Genomic DNA, 15634 nt, shown 5'->3' on the forward strand with positions numbered 1-15634 from the left:
AAAGCATAGCCATGCAGGACCTTGGAACCATTACCCCGGGCCTCGAGGAATTCCGGGAGCTCGCCCGGCACAGCCGCGTCATTCCGGTCCGGCTCAAGGTGCTTGCGGATGCCGAGACCCCCATCGGCCTCTACCGCAAGCTGGCCCAGGGCCAGCCCGGCACCTTCCTGATGGAGTCTGCGGCCGTGGGCGGAGCCTGGTCCCGCTACTCCTTCATCGGCGCCAAATCCCGGGCAACGCTGACCACCAAGGACGGGAACGCCCACTGGCTGGGGGAGCCGCCGGTTGGGGTCCCGGTGGGGGGCAGCCCGGTGGACGCCATCCGCGACACGATCGACGCCCTGCGGACCGACAGGTTCGAGGGCCTGCCCCCCTTCACCTCCGGCCTGGTAGGTTTCCTGGGCTGGGAAACGGTGAGGCACTGGGAACGCCTGGTCAGCCCGCCGGAGGACGACCTGCAGCTGCCGGAAATGGCCCTGAACCTGGTGACGGACATGGCCGTCCACGACAATGTGGACGGCACGGTGCTGCTGATTGCCAACGCCATCAATTTTGACGACAGTTCCGAGCGGGTGGACGAGGCATGGCACGACGCTGTTGCCAGGGTCAAAGCACTCCTTGCCAAGGTCAGCGCTCCCATCGCGCAGCCGGTCTCGGTGCTGGCGCCGGCCGCCCTGGACTTCGCCTCCAGTGTCCAGGAGCGCTGGGACGAGGCCGACTACCTGGCTGCCCTGGACCGCGGCAAGGAAGCCATCGTGGACGGCGAAGTGTTCCAGGTGGTCATCTCGCGCCGCTTCGAGATGGAGTGCAAGGCTTCAGCGCTGGATGTCTACCGGGTCCTGCGGAACACCAACCCCAGCCCGTACATGTACATCTTCAGCCTCGAGGATGCCGAGGGCCGGGAATACTCCATTGTCGGGTCCTCACCGGAGGCCCTGGTCACGGTGACCGGCGAAGAAGTCATCACCCACCCGATCGCCGGGTCGCGTCCGCGCGGCAAAACGGTGGAGGCGGACAAGGCCCTGGCCGAGGAGCTCCTGGCGGACCAGAAGGAACGCGCCGAGCACCTCATGCTGGTCGATCTCAGCCGCAATGACCTGTCCAAGGTGTGCGTGGCGGGAACAGTGGACGTCACCCAGTTCATGGAGGTGGAGCGTTTCAGCCACATCATGCACCTCGTATCCACAGTGGTGGGCCGGCTCTCGCCGCACGCCAAGGCGTATGACGTCCTGAAGGCGACCTTTCCGGCCGGCACCCTCTCCGGTGCCCCGAAGCCGCGGGCGCTGCGCCTCCTCGACGAACTGGAACCGCACCGCCGCGGCATCTACGGCGGCGTGGTGGGCTACCTCGATTTCGCCGGCGACATGGACATGGCCATCGCCATCCGTTCCGCGCTGCTCAGGGACGGCCGGGCCTACGTCCAGGCCGGCGGCGGCATTGTGGCTGACTCGGTTAACCCGACCGAAGCACTCGAAACCGTCAACAAGGCCGCTGCTCCGCTCCGTGCCGTGCACACCGCCGGTTCTCTGCAGAATATCTCCGCGGACTCGCTGCCCGGCGGGACGGGCTCCTGATGCCGGGACCGGCAGCCGGGCAGGCGGGAGCAGTGAAGAAGCCGGGTACACCGGCCTGGGCCCGCAAGTCCACCCTGGTACTGCTCATTGCCGTTTTGGCGCTGGCGGTCTTCGGCACCACCACCCAGACGTGGTTGACCGTCACTCTTGATCCCAGCCAGGCGGGCCAGGTGGGCGCCGGGCCGGAGGCGCTTCAGGTACAGGGCAGCAAAGCGGCCACCACCGTCACTGCCCTTGCGCTGGTGGCCCTCGCCGGCGGGCTGGCGGCAGCGATCGCAGGCAGGATCGCCCGGTGGGTCGTCACGGCCATCATCGTCCTCGCCTCGGCAGGGATCGTTGTCGCGGCTGCAACGGTACTGGCCAACCCGCTGGCTGCCGCCCAGGGGTCCATCGCTGAAGCCACCGGCATCTCCGGCAGCCAGGCGCAGGTTGCCGTCACCGCTTTCCCGCTACTCGCCGTCGCCGCCGGGTGCCTGTTGGCCCTGGCCGCCCTGGCCATCCCCCTTGCCGGCCGGCACTGGAAAGCCCGCACGAAATATGACGCGCCCGGAGCGGCCGGCAGGGCTGCGGCCGCGGGTCCCGTTGATGAGATCGACAGCTGGGACCGGCTGTCCCGGGGTGACGACCCCACCTGAACCGGCCAGGGCTCGGGCGCGGGCCCGGCGGCGGGTCCCCGGATAACGGGTCGACCGCCAAAAAATGGCAGAATGTAAACCAGAATCCATCCTGAGGAGATTTTCCATGAGCAAAGCACCTGCGTCCGTTTCCAAGTCCGGCACCCGCCAGGTAGCCCCCGGCGCCATCGACCACAGCCAGGAACTCGGCCACGGCAACAGCCCCGCAGCCTGGACCTGCGTCATCGTCATGCTGGTGGGTGCGCTCATCGCGTCGATCGCCTTCGTCATCGCCAGCACCCCGATCTTCATCGCCGGTGCCGGCGTGATGGTGCTCGGCCTGATCCTCGGCTACATCATGCGCAAGGCCGGCTACGGTGTTGACGGCAGCAAGCTGAAGAACTCCGGCCACTGATGTCCACTGTTCTCGATGACATCAATGCCGGTGTCAGGGAGGATATGGAGGCCAGGAAGCGGCTCGTTTCGCTGGCGGAACTGCAGGACCTGGCCCAGGCAGCGGCCCCTGCCCGTGACGCCTGGGCAGCACTCGGCGGCCTCTCGGCAACACGTGATGAACTGAAAGTCATCGCGGAGATCAAGCGGCGCAGCCCTTCCAAGGGTGACCTCGCCGCCATCGGCGATCCTGCGTCCCTCGCCAGGCAGTATGCCGACGGCGGTGCCTCCGTGATCAGCGTCCTAACGGAGCAGCGCCGCTTCAACGGGTCCCTGGCGGACCTTGACGCGGTGCGCGCCGCCGTCGACGTTCCGCTCCTGCGGAAAGACTTCACGCTGGACGAGTACCAGATCTGGGAGGCCCGCGCCCATGGGGCGGACCTGATCCTGCTCATCGTCGCGGCGCTCTCCGACGCCCAGCTCTCGGACTTCAGCGCACTCAGCCACGAACTTGGCATGAACGTGCTCGTGGAGACGCACACGGAAGAGGAAATCGAACGCGCGGCAGCGGCAGAGGCGCGCATCATCGGCGTCAACGTCCGGAACCTGAAAACGCTCGACGTCGACCGTTCAGTGTTTGCGTCCCTGGCCGGACGGATTCCGGCGGGGGCACTGGTGGTCGCCGAATCCGGCGTCCGGGACGCCGACGACGTCACGCACTATGCCGCCAGCGGCGCCCACGCGGTGCTCGTGGGGGAAGCGCTGGTCAGCCACTCGACTCCCCGGGAGCGGATCACGGAATTCAAGGCCGCAGGCGCGGCCGCCATCGCTGCACAGCGCTGATGCGGCCCGCCCGTCCGGCAGGATTGGCTGTCCTGCAGGGCCGGCTGTCGGACCGGCTTGGCGGCAGGGCTGCTGCCCCCTGCAGGGCAGGCCCGGCACCTGCCGGACCACCACACTCTTTTGAAACGACCAACTGGAACAGGACGGGACTGATGGCTGAAGCACCCTCAGGAAACGCTGACAACTACGCCGCGGAAGCATTCCTGCAGGGCGGCTCCCTGAAGCATGCCCCGGGGCCGTACTTCGGCAGCTACGGCGGACGCTGGATGCCCGAATCCCTGATCGCCGCCCTGGACGAGCTCGAGGAAACGTTCAACAAGGCCAAGGACGACCCCGAATTCCGGGCCCAGATCGCTGACCTGAACAAAAACTACTCCGGCCGGCCCTCACTGCTGACCGAAGCGAAGCGTTTCTCGCAGCATGCCGGGGGAGTGCGCGTCTTCCTGAAGCGCGAGGACCTCAACCACACCGGTTCACACAAGATCAACAACGTGCTGGGCCAGGCGCTGCTTGCCAAGCGCATGGGCAAGACGCGTGTCATTGCCGAAACCGGCGCCGGACAGCACGGCGTGGCCAGCGCCACCGCCGCAGCCCTGATGGGCCTCGAGTGCGTGGTGTACATGGGTGCGGAAGACTGCCGCCGCCAGGCGCTGAACGTCGCCCGGATGGAACTGCTGGGCGCCACCGTTATCCCGGTGACCAGCGGCTCGCAGACCCTCAAGGACGCCATCAATGACGCCCTGCGCGACTGGGTTGCCAACGTTGACAACACCCACTACCTGCTGGGCACGGCGGCCGGCGCCCACCCCTTCCCGGCCATGGTGCGCTATTTCCACGAGGTCATCGGGGAGGAAGCCCGCGCCCAGATCCTGGAGCAGGAAGGCCGCCTGCCGGACGCAGTCTGCGCCTGCATCGGCGGCGGCTCCAACGCCATCGGCATCTTCCACGGCTTCCTGGATGACCCGTCGGTGAAGATCTATGGCTTCGAAGCCGGCGGCGACGGCGTGGAGACGGGACGCCATGCCGCCACCATCACCCTGGGCAAGCCGGGTGTCCTCCACGGGGCGCGCTCGTACCTCATGCAGGATGATGACGGCCAGACCATCGAATCGCACTCGATCTCGGCCGGCCTCGACTACCCCGGCGTCGGTCCTGAGCACTCCTACCTGGCGGACATCGGCCGCGTCAGCTACGAGCCCATCACCGACAGCGAGGCGATGGAGGCATTCCGGCTGCTGTGCCGCACCGAGGGCATTATTCCCGCCATCGAGTCTTCGCACGCCCTGGCCGGCGCGGTCAAGGTGGGCCAGCGGCTCGCGGCTGAAGACGCCGGGGCTGTCAGGGACAAAATCGTGATCGTCAACCTCTCCGGCCGCGGCGACAAGGACGTAGCCACGGCAGCGGAATGGTTCGATCTGTTGGACAAGGGCTCAGCAGAGTCGGAAATCGGCAAAGAGGGGGAGCAGCTGTGAGCACTGCACAGACCATCAGCAAGTCAGCGGCAGCCATCGACAAGGCCCGCGCTGAAGGCCGCGCCGCCCTCATCGCGTACCTGCCGGCCGGATACCCCAGCGTTGAAGACTCCATTGCCGCCGGCATCGCAGCGGCCCGCAACGGTGCCGACCTGATTGAGATCGGAATCCCGTACTCCGATCCGGTCATGGACGGCCAGGTCATCCAGGCTGCCACCACGGAGGCACTGGCCAAGGGCTTCTCTGTCAGCCAGGTGTTCGACGTGGTGCGCGGCATCACCAGCCAGACCGATGCCGCAGTCCTGGTCATGACCTACTGGAACCCTGTGGTCCGGATGGGCGTGGATGAGTTCTCGCGCCGGTTGTCCGAAGCCGGGGGAGCAGGGCTCATCACCCCGGACCTCATTCCGGACGAGGCGGCCGAGTGGATGGAAGCATCCGACAAATACGGCCTGGACCGCGTGTTCCTGGTAGCTCCCTCCTCCACTGCCGAGCGGATGCAGCGGACGGTGGACGCCAGCCGCGGCTTCGTCTACGCCGTGTCGATCATGGGCGTCACGGGTGCCCGGAGCTCCGTCAGCACAGCCGCCAAGGACGTCGTGGCAGCCGCCCACAATGCCGGCGCCGAGCGCGTCTGCGTCGGGCTGGGCGTCTCCAATGCCGGCCAGGTCCGCGAAATCGCTGCCTACGCCGAAGGCGTCATCGTGGGCACCGCACTGGTGAAAACCCTTGGTGAGGGCGGTGTGGACGCTGTCGCAGCCCTCACCAAGGACCTGAGCACCGGACTCTCCCGGGAAGAGGCCTAATCCGATGCAGACACTCCTTCAGGCAGCCACGCTGGTTCCTGCCTTGGTGCCCGCCAGCATCCCGAGCCCGGACTGGTCCGGTTTCGACATTCCACTGCCCTGGGGAACGCTGCGCATCCACGCCTATGCCCTGTGCATCCTGGCAGGCATTGTGGTTGGCCTGTGGCTGACGTCGGTCCGCTGGGCAAAGCGCGGAGCGCCTGAAGGCAGTGTCTGGGACATCGTCGTCTGGGCGATTCCGTTCGGAATCATCGGCGGCCGGCTCTACCACGTGGTCTCTTCGCCGGACGCCTACTTCGGCCCCGGTTTCGACGGCACCGGGGACCTGTCCCTGATTCCGCAAATCCAGCGCGGCGGCCTGGGTATCTGGGGTGCCGTGGTTCTGGGAGCCTTGGGCGCCTGGATCGGCTGCCGCCGCAGCGGAGTCAAGCTCAGCGCCTTCGTGGACGCTGCGGCACCGGGGCTCCTGCTGGCCCAGGCGGTTGGCCGCTGGGGCAACTGGTTCAACCAGGAACTCTTCGGCGGCCCCACCGATCTGCCGTGGGGACTGCAAATCGACGCGGACAATCCCAACTTCCCGGCCGGTACGCCGGCCGGCACCCTGTTCCACCCGACGTTCCTGTACGAATCGCTGTGGAACCTGGCCGGCGTCGTCATCCTGCTGGCCCTGGACCGGAGGTTCAACTTCCGCCGCGGCAGGTTGTTCTGGCTTTACGCCATGTATTACACGCTGGGCAGGGTCTGGATCGAGGCAATGCGGATCGACGACGCGGAGCAGATCGCACTGTTCGGCATCACTACCCGCCTGAACGTCTGGACCAGCATCTTCGTGTTCCTCGCAGCGCTTGCGGCGTTCATCCTGCTGGGACTGAAGAAGGGGAACGGCCAGGACAGCGTGTATCTTCCAGGCCGGGAACCGGCGAAGGAAGAAGGAACGAAGGCTATCGCCACGGAGACCGATGAGGTCCGTGATCCGGACCCCGCTGTCTCAGATAGTGAATCCCGTGATAATCTCCCTGATAACCAAAGCGGTTCCCGGCGTGTTTCCGTCCCCACGGAAGACGCCTCGGCTGCGCCGGCGGGCCCCACGCCCGGACCGGACGCAACGGCTGCCGGAAAGTCCGGCAGCACAGCCACAGGAACCGCGCCGGAAGCCGGCACTACCAGGTAGCGCGCAGGCCAGGCAGGGCAGCAGAGCCACCGCTCGATGCGCCCAATCACCACAGCGTCGTGGCATCGGGGCCGCCCTGGCCAGCTTAGAGCTGCTGGCCGGTGTTGTCCGGGGCAGGGGCCTGCGTAACTGTTAGTTCAGCAGGCCACGCTGACCTACAATTTCCTGTAAATAACACTTTGTTGTGCCCAGCAGTGCGGCGCTGACGAGTGGGGCCAACGGTGTCCCTTCCATACGCACGATCAGGAGGAAGGACGTCTCCCATGACCCAAACTCTTCACACTCCCAGCTGGTCTGAACCGGATCAGCCTGGGGCTGCCATGTCGCCGTTCAAGCGCTTCGCAGCCCTGCCGGAGGCCGCCGGGCTCTACAACCCGGAGCAGGAGAAGGACGCCTGCGGTCTTGCGATTATCGCCACCCTCCGCGGTGAGCCAGGCTACGACATTGTCGACGCCGCCCTCACCGCCCTGCGCAACCTTGAGCACCGCGGTGCCGTGGGTGCGGACGAGGGCACCGGTGACGGCGCAGGCCTGCTCATGCAGATCCCGGACGAGTTCTTCCGTGCCGTCACGGAGTTCGAACTGCCCGCGCCCGGCCAGTACGTTGCCGGCACCGCTTTCCTCCCCGCTGAACAGCGTGAGGCCGACGCCGCCAAGGCAGGTATTGAGGGCCTGGCAGCTGACGAGGGGCTGAAGGTCCTCGGCTGGCGTGAAGTGCCGGTGGTCGCCGACCTCGTCGGCGCCATGGCCCGCGCCTGCATGCCCTACTTCTCCCAGCCGTTCCTGGCCTCGGCCACGGGTGAGGAACTGTCCCGCAATGAGCTGGATTCCCGTGCCTGGCGGATCCGCAAGCGCGCCCAGAACAAGTTCGGCGTCTACTTCCCGTCGCTGTCCTCCCGGACCATCGTCTACAAGGGCATGCTCACCACTGCCCAGCTGGAGCCGTTCTACCCGGACCTTTCGGACAAGCGCTTCAAGACCAAGCTGGCGATCGTCCACTCGCGCTTCTCCACCAACACCTTCCCGTCCTGGCCGCTGGCCCAGCCGTTCCGCACCATCGCCCACAACGGTGAAATCAACACTGTCAAGGGCAACCGGAACTGGATGCGTGCCCGCCAGTCGCAGCTCGCCAACCCGCTGCTGGGCGACACCCCTGAAGAGCTGTACCCCATCTGCACCCCTGGTGCCTCGGACTCCGCCTCCTTCGACGAGGTGGCCGAGCTGCTGTGGCTCTCCGGGCGGCCCATCACGCACTCGATCATGATGATGATCCCGGAGGCCTGGGAAAACCACGCCACCATGGATCCGGCCCGCCGCGCGTTCTACGAGTACCACTCCCTCCTGATGGAGCCGTGGGACGGCCCCGCGGCTGTCTCCTTCACCGACGGCAACCTCGTGGGCGCCACTCTGGACCGCAACGGCCTGCGTCCAGGCCGTTTCTGGATCACCGAGGACGGCCTGGTCGTCTTCGCCTCCGAGGTGGGCGTCATCGACGTCGAACCCTCCAAGGTGGTCAAGAAGGGCCGCGTGTCTCCGGGCAAGATGTTCCTGGTGGACACCGAGGCCGGGCGCATCATCGACGATGAAGAGGTCAAGGCTGAGGTGGCCGCCGCCAACCCGTGGGCGGAGTGGGTCAAGGACAACCTGATCGACCTGAACGACCTCCCCGAGCGTGAGCACGTGGTCCACACTGCTGCGTCCGTGAACATCCGCCAGCGCACCTTCGGCTACACCACTGAAGAGCTGAAGATCCTGCTTGGGCCCATGGCCCGCACCGGTGCCGAGCCTCTTGGCGCCATGGGATCCGACACTCCGGTGGCTGTACTGTCCAAGCGCCCCCGCCTCCTCTTCGACTACTTTGTGCAGTCCTTCGCGCAGGTGACCAACCCGCCGCTGGACGCCATCCGCGAAGAACTGGTGACGTCGCTGACATGTGCCATCGGGCCCAACGGCAATCTCCTGGACACCAAGCAGGTCCGCCAGCCGCAGGTCCAGCTGCCGTTCCCGGTGATTAACAACGACCAGCTCGCCAAGATCGCCAACATCGAGGACGCCGAGGGCAACCGCGTGGCCATGAAGGTCCGCGGCCTCTACCGCCCCGAGGGCGGCGAGAACGCGCTGCGCGCCCGGCTCACCGAAATCTGTGAGCAGGTCTCCGGCGCGATCAACCGTGGTGTGCAGTACATCGTGCTGTCCGACCGCGACTCCAACGCCCAGTGGGCACCCATTCCGTCGCTGCTGCTGGTCAGCGCCGTGCACCACCACCTCCTCCGCAGCGCCAACCGCACCAAGACGGCGCTGGTGGTCGAGGCCGGCGACGTCCGCGAGACGCACCATGTGGCAGTCCTGATCGGCTACGGCGCCTCCGCCGTCAACCCCTACCTGGCCATGGAGTCGGTGGAGCAGCTCATTGCTGCCGGCGACGTCACGGGGGTCACCCCGCAGGACGGCGTGTACAACCTGATCAAGGGCCTGGGCAAGGGCGTCCTGAAGATCATGTCCAAGATGGGCATCTCCACTGTGGCCTCCTACACCGGCGCGCAGACCTTCGAGGCGCTGGGCCTGGGCCAGGACCTGGTAGACGAATTCTTCGCCGGCACCCATTCCCAGCTTGGCGGCGTGGGCCTGGACGTCATCGCGGCCGAGGTCTCGGCCCGGCACCAGATGGCGTACCCCGAGGGCGGCATCGAGCAGCCGCACCGCCCGCTGCTGGGCGGCGGCGAATACCAGTGGCGCCGCGACGGCGAGCCGCACCTGTTCAACCCGGAGACGGTCTTCCGGCTGCAGCACGCCACGCGTGAGCGCCGCTACGACATCTTCAAGGCCTACACCAAGGGCGTGGACGACCAGTCACAGAACCTGATGACCCTCCGCGGGCTGCTTAAGTTCAAGAATGAGCGTCCGCCGGTTCCGCTCGAGGAAGTGGAGCCCGTCTCCAGCATCGTCAAGCGGTTCTCCACGGGTGCCATGAGCTACGGTTCCATCTCCCAGGAGGCCCACGAGACGCTGGCCATCGCCATGAACCGGCTGGGCGGCAAGTCCAACACCGGTGAGGGCGGTGAGGACGTGGAGCGCCTGATGGATCCGGAGCGCCGCTCCGCAGTCAAGCAGATCGCCTCCGGCCGTTTCGGTGTGACCAGCCTGTACCTGACCAATGCCGACGACATCCAGATCAAGATGGCCCAGGGCGCCAAGCCAGGCGAGGGCGGCCAGCTGATGGCACAGAAGGTGTACCCGTGGGTGGCCCGCACGCGCCACTCGACCCCCGGCGTCGGGCTCATTTCCCCGCCGCCGCACCACGACATCTATTCGATCGAGGACCTCGCGCAGCTGATCTATGACGCCAAGCGCGCCAACCCCTCAGCCCGGGTGCACGTCAAGCTCGTCTCTGAGGTGGGCATCGGCACGGTTGCCGCCGGTGTCACGAAGGCGAAGGCCGACGTCGTACTTGTTTCCGGCCACGACGGCGGAACCGGCGCCTCCCCGCTGAACTCGCTCAAGCACGCCGGTGTCCCGTGGGAGCTCGGCCTTGCCGAGACGCAGCAGACCCTGATGCTCAACGGCCTGCGCGACCGCGTGGTGGTGCAGGTGGACGGCCAGCTCAAGACCGGCCGCGACGTGGTGATTGCCGCGCTGCTGGGCGGTGAGGAATTCGGCTTCGCCACCGCTCCGCTGGTGGTGGAAGGCTGCATCATGATGCGCGTCTGCCACCTGGACACCTGCCCGGTGGGCGTTGCAACCCAGAACCCCGAGCTGCGTGCCCGCTTCAGCGGCAAGCCCGAATTCGTGGTCAACTTCTTCGAATTCCTTGCTGAGGAAGTCCGCGAAATCCTGGCTGAACTGGGCTTCCGCAGCCTGGAGGAGGCCATCGGCCACGCCGAAGTCCTCGACGCCAAGGAGGCCATCGACCACTGGAAGGCCGACGGCCTGGACCTGGATCCGATCCTGCACGGGCTGGAGTTCGACGACGACGCCCCGCTGCGGAACATGACCGGACAGAACCATGAGTTGGACAAGCACTTCGACCAGCGGCTGATCACCATGGCCACCGAAGCGCTGACTGACCGCAGCCCGGTGAAGATCTCGGTGGACGTGATCAACACGGACCGCTCCGTCGGCACGATGCTCGGCCACATGGTCACCAAGACCTTCGGTACGGACGTGCTGGCAACGGACACGATCGACGTCACCCTGAACGGAACGGCAGGCCAATCGCTGGGCGCCTTCCTGCCCGCGGGCATCACCCTGCGGCTGTTCGGCGACTCGAACGACTACGTGGGCAAGGGCCTTTCCGGCGGCCGGATCATCGTCCGCCCGGACCGGACCAACGTCTTCAAGGCGGAAACGAACGTCGTCGCCGGCAACGTGATCGGTTACGGTGCCACCAGCGGCGAGATGTTCCTGCGCGGCCAGGTGGGCGAACGCTTCCTGGTCCGCAACTCAGGCGCCACCGCCGTCGTCGAGGGCATCGGCGACCACGGCTGCGAGTACATGACGGGCGGCCAGACGCTCATCATTGGCCGCACCGGGCGGAACTTCGGCGCCGGCATGTCCGGCGGCACCGCCTACGTCCTTGACCTGGACGCCGCCCGGGTCAACAAGGAAGCCCTGCAGTCCGGCGAACTCCAGCTCCGCGAGCTGGACGCCGAGGACCGCGACATCGTGCACGGCCTGCTGGTCAAGCACGTCGAAGAAACTGATTCCCAGCTGGCTGCGCGCCTCCTCGAGAACTTCGATGACACCGCCGCCCGCATTACCAAGGTGCTGCCGCGCGATTACGCGGCCGTGCTGCAGACCCGTCTCGACGCCATCGAAGAGGGCCTTGACCCTGACGGCGAAGAAGTATGGTCTCGGATCCTGGAGGTAACCGGTGGCTGATCCACGCGGATTTCTGAAAGTACGCCAGCGTGAAACCCAGCCGCGCCGTCCCGTTCCCGTTCGCATTATGGACTGGAAGGAAGTGTACGAGGCGCAGGAGAAGGGCACCCTGAAGGCGCAGGCCGGACGCTGCATGGACTGCGGCATCCCGTTCTGCCACCAGGGCTGCCCGCTGGGCAACCTCATTCCCGAGTGGAATGACCTGATGTGGCGGGACAAGGGCGAGGAAGCAATCGAGCGCCTGCACGCGACGAACAACTTCCCGGAGTTCACCGGCCGGCTGTGCCCTGCCCCATGCGAGGCGTCCTGTGTGCTGGGGATCAACCAGCCCGCAGTCACCATCAAGCAGGTTGAGGTCTCCATCATCGACGAAGCCTGGGACAACGGCTGGGTTGAGCCCCTGCCGCCGGCGCGCCTGACCGGCAAGACCGTCGCCGTCGTCGGCTCCGGCCCTGCCGGCCTGGCGGTCGCGCAGCAGCTGACCCGGGTGGGCCACACCGTGGCTGTCTATGAGCGTGATGACAAGATCGGCGGCCTGCTGCGGTACGGCATCCCCGACTTCAAGATGGAAAAAGAGCAGGTTGACCGCCGCATCGAGCAGATGAAGGCGGAGGGAACGCGCTTCCGTACCGGAGTCGCCGTAGGCACCGACGTGACCTGGGAGCAGCTGCGGCGGCGCTACGACGCCGTGGTGATCTGCACCGGCGCCACCGTTCCGCGCGACCTGCCCATCCCGGGCCGGAACCTCGACGGCGTGCACTTCGCCATGGATTACCTCGTCCCGGCAAACCGCGCTGTCGCCGGGGAGCAGATTGAGAACCAGATCAACGCCCAGGGCAAGCACGTAGTGATCCTCGGTGGCGGTGACACCGGCGCGGACTGCCTCGGCACCGCCCACCGCCACGGTGCTGCGTCCGTCACCACCCTGGCCATCGGCAAGCAGCCGCCGGCCGAGCGTGCCAGCCACCAGCCGTGGCCGACGTTCCCCACCCTCTTCGAGGTCGCCAGCGCCCATGAGGAAGGCGGTGAGCGTACTTACCTCGCCTCCACCGTTGAGTTCGTGGGCGAAAACGGCAAGCTGACCGGCGTCAAGGTTGCGGAGACCGAATTTGTCGACGGCAGGCGCCTGCCCAAGGCTGGAACGGAACGCATCATTCCGGCCGACCTGGTGTTCCTCTCCCTGGGCTTCACCGGTGCGGAACCCGCAGGCATCACCGAACAGGTGAAGGCGGAATTCGACGGCCGCGGGAACGTCTCCCGCGATGGCTACTACATGACCAACACCGAGGGTGTCTTCGTTGCCGGCGACGCCGGCCGCGGCCAGTCACTCATCGTGTGGGCCATTGCCGAAGGACGCGCCGCGGCTGCAGCAGTGGACAAGTACCTGATGGGAAGCACCATCCTTCCCGCTCCCGTGGCCCCCACGGACCGCGCCATCGCCGTGCTCTAGGCATGCATCGAGGGTTTACCTCCACGACAACTTAACCAATGCAAGAGACCAATAGGGTAGGTATATGAGACGCGCAAAAATTGTGGCTACGTTCGGCCCGGCCATCGCCAGCTACGAAAACACCCTCGCGGTGCTGGAAGCCGGCGTTGACGTCGCCCGCATGAACATGAGCCACGGCGACTACACCGTGCATGACAACACCTACGAAAACGTCCGGAAGGCAGCAGCCGACCTGGGCAAGGCCGTGGCCATCATGGCGGACCTGCAGGGCCCCAAGATCCGCCTGGGCCGCTTCGTCGACGGACCGCACGCCCTCGCCGTGGGCGACACCTTCACCATCACCACGGAAGACGTTCCCGGCACCAAGGACATCTGCTCCACCACGCTGAAGAGCCTCACCGAGGACGTCAACGTCGGCGACGCCCTTCTGATCGACGACGGCAAGGTTGCGCTGCGTGCCACGGCGGTCGACGACGTCAAGGTCGTTGCCGAGGTGACCGTTGGCGGCATGGTGTCCAACAACAAGGGCATCAACCTTCCCGGCGTTGCCGTCAACGTTCCCGCCCTGAGCGAAAAGGATGAGGACGATCTGCGTTGGGCAATGCGCCGCGGCGTGGACTTGGTGGCCCTGTCCTTCGTCCGTGATGCCTCGGACATCACCCGGGTGCACGAGATTATGGATGAGGAAGGCCGGCGCGTGCCTGTCATCGCCAAGATCGAGAAGCCGCAGGCGGTTGAGCAGCTGCCGGAGATCATCGACGCGTTCGACGCGATCATGGTGGCTCGTGGCGACCTCGGCGTGGAGCTTCCGCTGGAGGAAGTGCCGATTGTCCAGAAGCGCGCCATCGAACTGGCCCGCCGCTGGGCGAAGCCCGTCATCGTGGCCACCCAGGTGCTTGAGTCGATGATCGACAACCCGCGCCCCACCCGCGCGGAGGCATCAGACTGCGCCAACGCCGTGCTGGACGGTGCGGACGCCGTGATGCTGTCCGGTGAGACCAGCGTGGGCAAGTACCCCATCGACACGGTCAAGACCATGGCCCGGATCATCGAATCCACCGAGGTCCACGGCCTGGAGCGCGTCCCCCCGCTGGGCACCAAGCCCAAGACCCGTGGCGGCGCCATCACCCGTGCCGCCGTCGAAATCGCCGACCAGCTGGACGCCAAGTACATCTGTGCTTTCACCCAGTCCGGCGACTCCGCCCGCCGCCTGTCCCGCCTGCGCCCCATCAAGCCGGTCTTCGCCTTCACCCCGGTGGAGCAGGTCTGGAACCAGCTGGCGCTCACCTGGGGCATCCAGCCGGTGCTGGTGCAGATGGTTGACCACACTGATGAAATGACCGCGCAGGTGGACCGCAGCCTCCTGGAGATGCAGCTGGTGGACGACGGGGACCTTGTGGTCATCGCAGCCGGTTCCCCTCCCGGAAAGGCCGGCTCCACAAACTCGCTCAAGGTGCACAAGGTGGGCGACCTCGCCGACTCCACGCGCGGCGAAACGGCCAGCAACAGGGAGAAGCTTGGCCCCTGGCCGGAAAAGAAGAAGAAGAACCAGGCCGTCCAGGCCTAGTCTTCAGACAAAGCGAAGGACCCCTGCCGGCCGGCAGGGGTCCTTTTCGCTGTGGTGACTGGGCTGGTCTGGCGACTCACCCGTCCAAGGCCCGGCCCGTCGTCGTAATCTTTCCGGGCCCAGCTGCGCTAGTTGACCTGGTTGATAATGGTTTCTGCCACTTCACGCATGCTTAGGCGGCGGTCCATGGAGGTCTTCTGGATCCAGCGGAAAGCTTCCGGTTCCGTCAGGCCCATCTTGGTGGTCAGCAGGCTCTTCGCGCGCTCAACCAGCTTGCGCGTGGCGAACTGCTCCTGGAGGTCGGAGACCTCGCTTTCGAGGGCCTTAATCTCCTCGTGCCGGGACAGGGCAATCTCCAGCGCCGGGATGAGGTCAGCGGGGGTGAAGGGCTTCACGACGTAGGCCATGGCACCGGCGTCACGGGCACGCTCCACGAGTTCCTTCTGGCTGAAGGCGGTCAGCAGCACAACGGGGGCGATGCGGGCCTTGACGATCTTTTCGGCTGCCGAAATGCCGTCCGTCACGGGCATCTTGACGTCCATCAGGACCAGGTCCGGCTTCAGTTCCTCGGCGAGCTGGACGGCCTTCTCGCCGTTGTCCGCTTCGCCCACAACTTCATAGCCTTCGCCGCGCAGGATTTCGATGATGTCGAGGCGGATGAGGGTTTCATCCTCGGCCACAATGACGCGGCGCGCCGGCTGGGACGTTGGTTTTGACTCCGTCTGTTCAGTCACGGGATCTCCTTGGAAAGGTACGGCGGGGACATCACTATCTTAGGTGCGCCCGCTGCTGTACTTGATCTGCATGGTCGGTTTGCGGCGTCGGCGGCGCGATTCTGGAATTCAGCCTATCTGGATGTAGAGTAAT

The 15634-nt window shown here is 66.2% G+C and carries 11 protein-coding genes; 10 read left to right on the forward strand and 1 reads right to left on the reverse strand.

Features of this window, described 5'->3' with window-relative positions; all coding sequences use genetic code 11:
* Window positions 1-11: 11 nt before the first annotated feature.
* From FDW81_RS12640 to pyk, 10 genes are all read left to right on the forward strand, one after another.
* Entirely contained in the window at window positions 12-1574 is a 1563-nt protein-coding gene (locus FDW81_RS12640) for an anthranilate synthase component I (protein ID WP_138134574.1), read from the forward strand.
* Window positions 1574-2209 (forward strand): Trp biosynthesis-associated membrane protein, encoded by a 636-nt coding sequence (locus FDW81_RS12645; protein ID WP_138134537.1) that lies wholly within the window; start codon window positions 1574-1576, stop codon window positions 2207-2209. Before FDW81_RS12640 ends, FDW81_RS12645 begins: the two co-directional genes overlap by 1 nt.
* A gap of 106 nt (window positions 2210-2315) precedes the next feature.
* The gene (locus tag FDW81_RS12650) at window positions 2316-2603 is read left to right on the forward strand and encodes an HGxxPAAW family protein (protein ID WP_138134538.1); all 288 of its coding nucleotides are present in this window, start codon (window positions 2316-2318) and stop codon (window positions 2601-2603) included.
* A complete protein-coding gene (trpC, locus tag FDW81_RS12655) occupies window positions 2603-3424 on the forward strand; it encodes an indole-3-glycerol phosphate synthase TrpC (RefSeq protein ID WP_138134539.1) in 822 nt (273 codons plus the stop codon). Before FDW81_RS12650 ends, trpC begins: the two co-directional genes overlap by 1 nt.
* Before the next feature lie 152 nt (window positions 3425-3576).
* Window positions 3577-4896 (forward strand): tryptophan synthase subunit beta, encoded by a 1320-nt coding sequence (gene trpB, locus FDW81_RS12660; RefSeq protein ID WP_138134540.1) that lies wholly within the window; start codon window positions 3577-3579, stop codon window positions 4894-4896.
* Window positions 4893-5702: a tryptophan synthase subunit alpha gene (gene trpA / locus FDW81_RS12665; RefSeq protein WP_138134541.1), complete on the forward strand. Its 810-nt coding sequence runs from the start codon at window positions 4893-4895 to the stop codon at window positions 5700-5702. Before trpB ends, trpA begins: the two co-directional genes overlap by 4 nt.
* 4 nt (window positions 5703-5706) lie before the next feature.
* Window positions 5707-6873 carry a prolipoprotein diacylglyceryl transferase gene (lgt, locus tag FDW81_RS12670; RefSeq protein ID WP_138134542.1) on the forward strand — a complete coding sequence of 389 codons (1167 nt, stop codon included), beginning with the start codon at window positions 5707-5709 and terminating at the stop codon, window positions 6871-6873.
* Window positions 6874-7136: 263 nt separating this feature from the next.
* Window positions 7137-11750, forward strand: coding sequence for a glutamate synthase large subunit (gene gltB / locus FDW81_RS12675; RefSeq protein ID WP_138134543.1), 4614 nt, complete (start codon window positions 7137-7139; stop codon window positions 11748-11750).
* A complete protein-coding gene (locus FDW81_RS12680) occupies window positions 11743-13200 on the forward strand; it encodes a glutamate synthase subunit beta (protein ID WP_138134544.1) in 1458 nt (485 codons plus the stop codon). The genes gltB and FDW81_RS12680 overlap by 8 nt, the downstream gene beginning before the upstream one ends.
* A 64-nt stretch (window positions 13201-13264) precedes the next feature.
* A complete protein-coding gene (gene pyk, locus FDW81_RS12685; RefSeq protein ID WP_138134545.1) occupies window positions 13265-14767 on the forward strand; it encodes a pyruvate kinase in 1503 nt (500 codons plus the stop codon).
* Window positions 14768-14895: 128 nt separating this feature from the next.
* Here pyk and FDW81_RS12690 read toward each other — a convergent pair whose 3' ends face one another.
* Window positions 14896-15501: an ANTAR domain-containing response regulator gene (locus FDW81_RS12690; protein WP_138134546.1), complete on the reverse strand. Its 606-nt coding sequence runs from the start codon at window positions 15499-15501 to the stop codon at window positions 14896-14898.
* Between the last annotated feature and the right edge of the window lie 133 nt (window positions 15502-15634).

Origin of the sequence: Pseudarthrobacter sp. NamB4, from assembly GCF_005796185.1 — a bacterium.
GTDB lineage: Bacteria > Actinomycetota > Actinomycetes > Actinomycetales > Micrococcaceae > Arthrobacter.

Bases quoted from the DNA above. Each gene is read 5' to 3' on its own strand.
- FDW81_RS12640 (WP_138134574.1), top strand. From the start codon at position 12: ATGCAGGACCTTGGAACCATTACCCCGGGCCTCGAGGAATTCCGGGAG.
- FDW81_RS12645 (WP_138134537.1), top strand. From the start codon at position 1,574: ATGCCGGGACCGGCAGCCGGGCAGGCGGGAGCAGTGAAGAAGCCGGGT.
- FDW81_RS12650 (WP_138134538.1), top strand. From the start codon at position 2,316: ATGAGCAAAGCACCTGCGTCCGTTTCCAAGTCCGGCACCCGCCAGGTA.
- trpC (WP_138134539.1), top strand. From the start codon at position 2,603: ATGTCCACTGTTCTCGATGACATCAATGCCGGTGTCAGGGAGGATATG.
- trpB (WP_138134540.1), top strand. From the start codon at position 3,577: ATGGCTGAAGCACCCTCAGGAAACGCTGACAACTACGCCGCGGAAGCA.
- lgt (WP_138134542.1), top strand. From the start codon at position 5,707: ATGCAGACACTCCTTCAGGCAGCCACGCTGGTTCCTGCCTTGGTGCCC.
- gltB (WP_138134543.1), top strand. From the start codon at position 7,137: ATGACCCAAACTCTTCACACTCCCAGCTGGTCTGAACCGGATCAGCCT.
- pyk (WP_138134545.1), top strand. From the start codon at position 13,265: ATGAGACGCGCAAAAATTGTGGCTACGTTCGGCCCGGCCATCGCCAGC.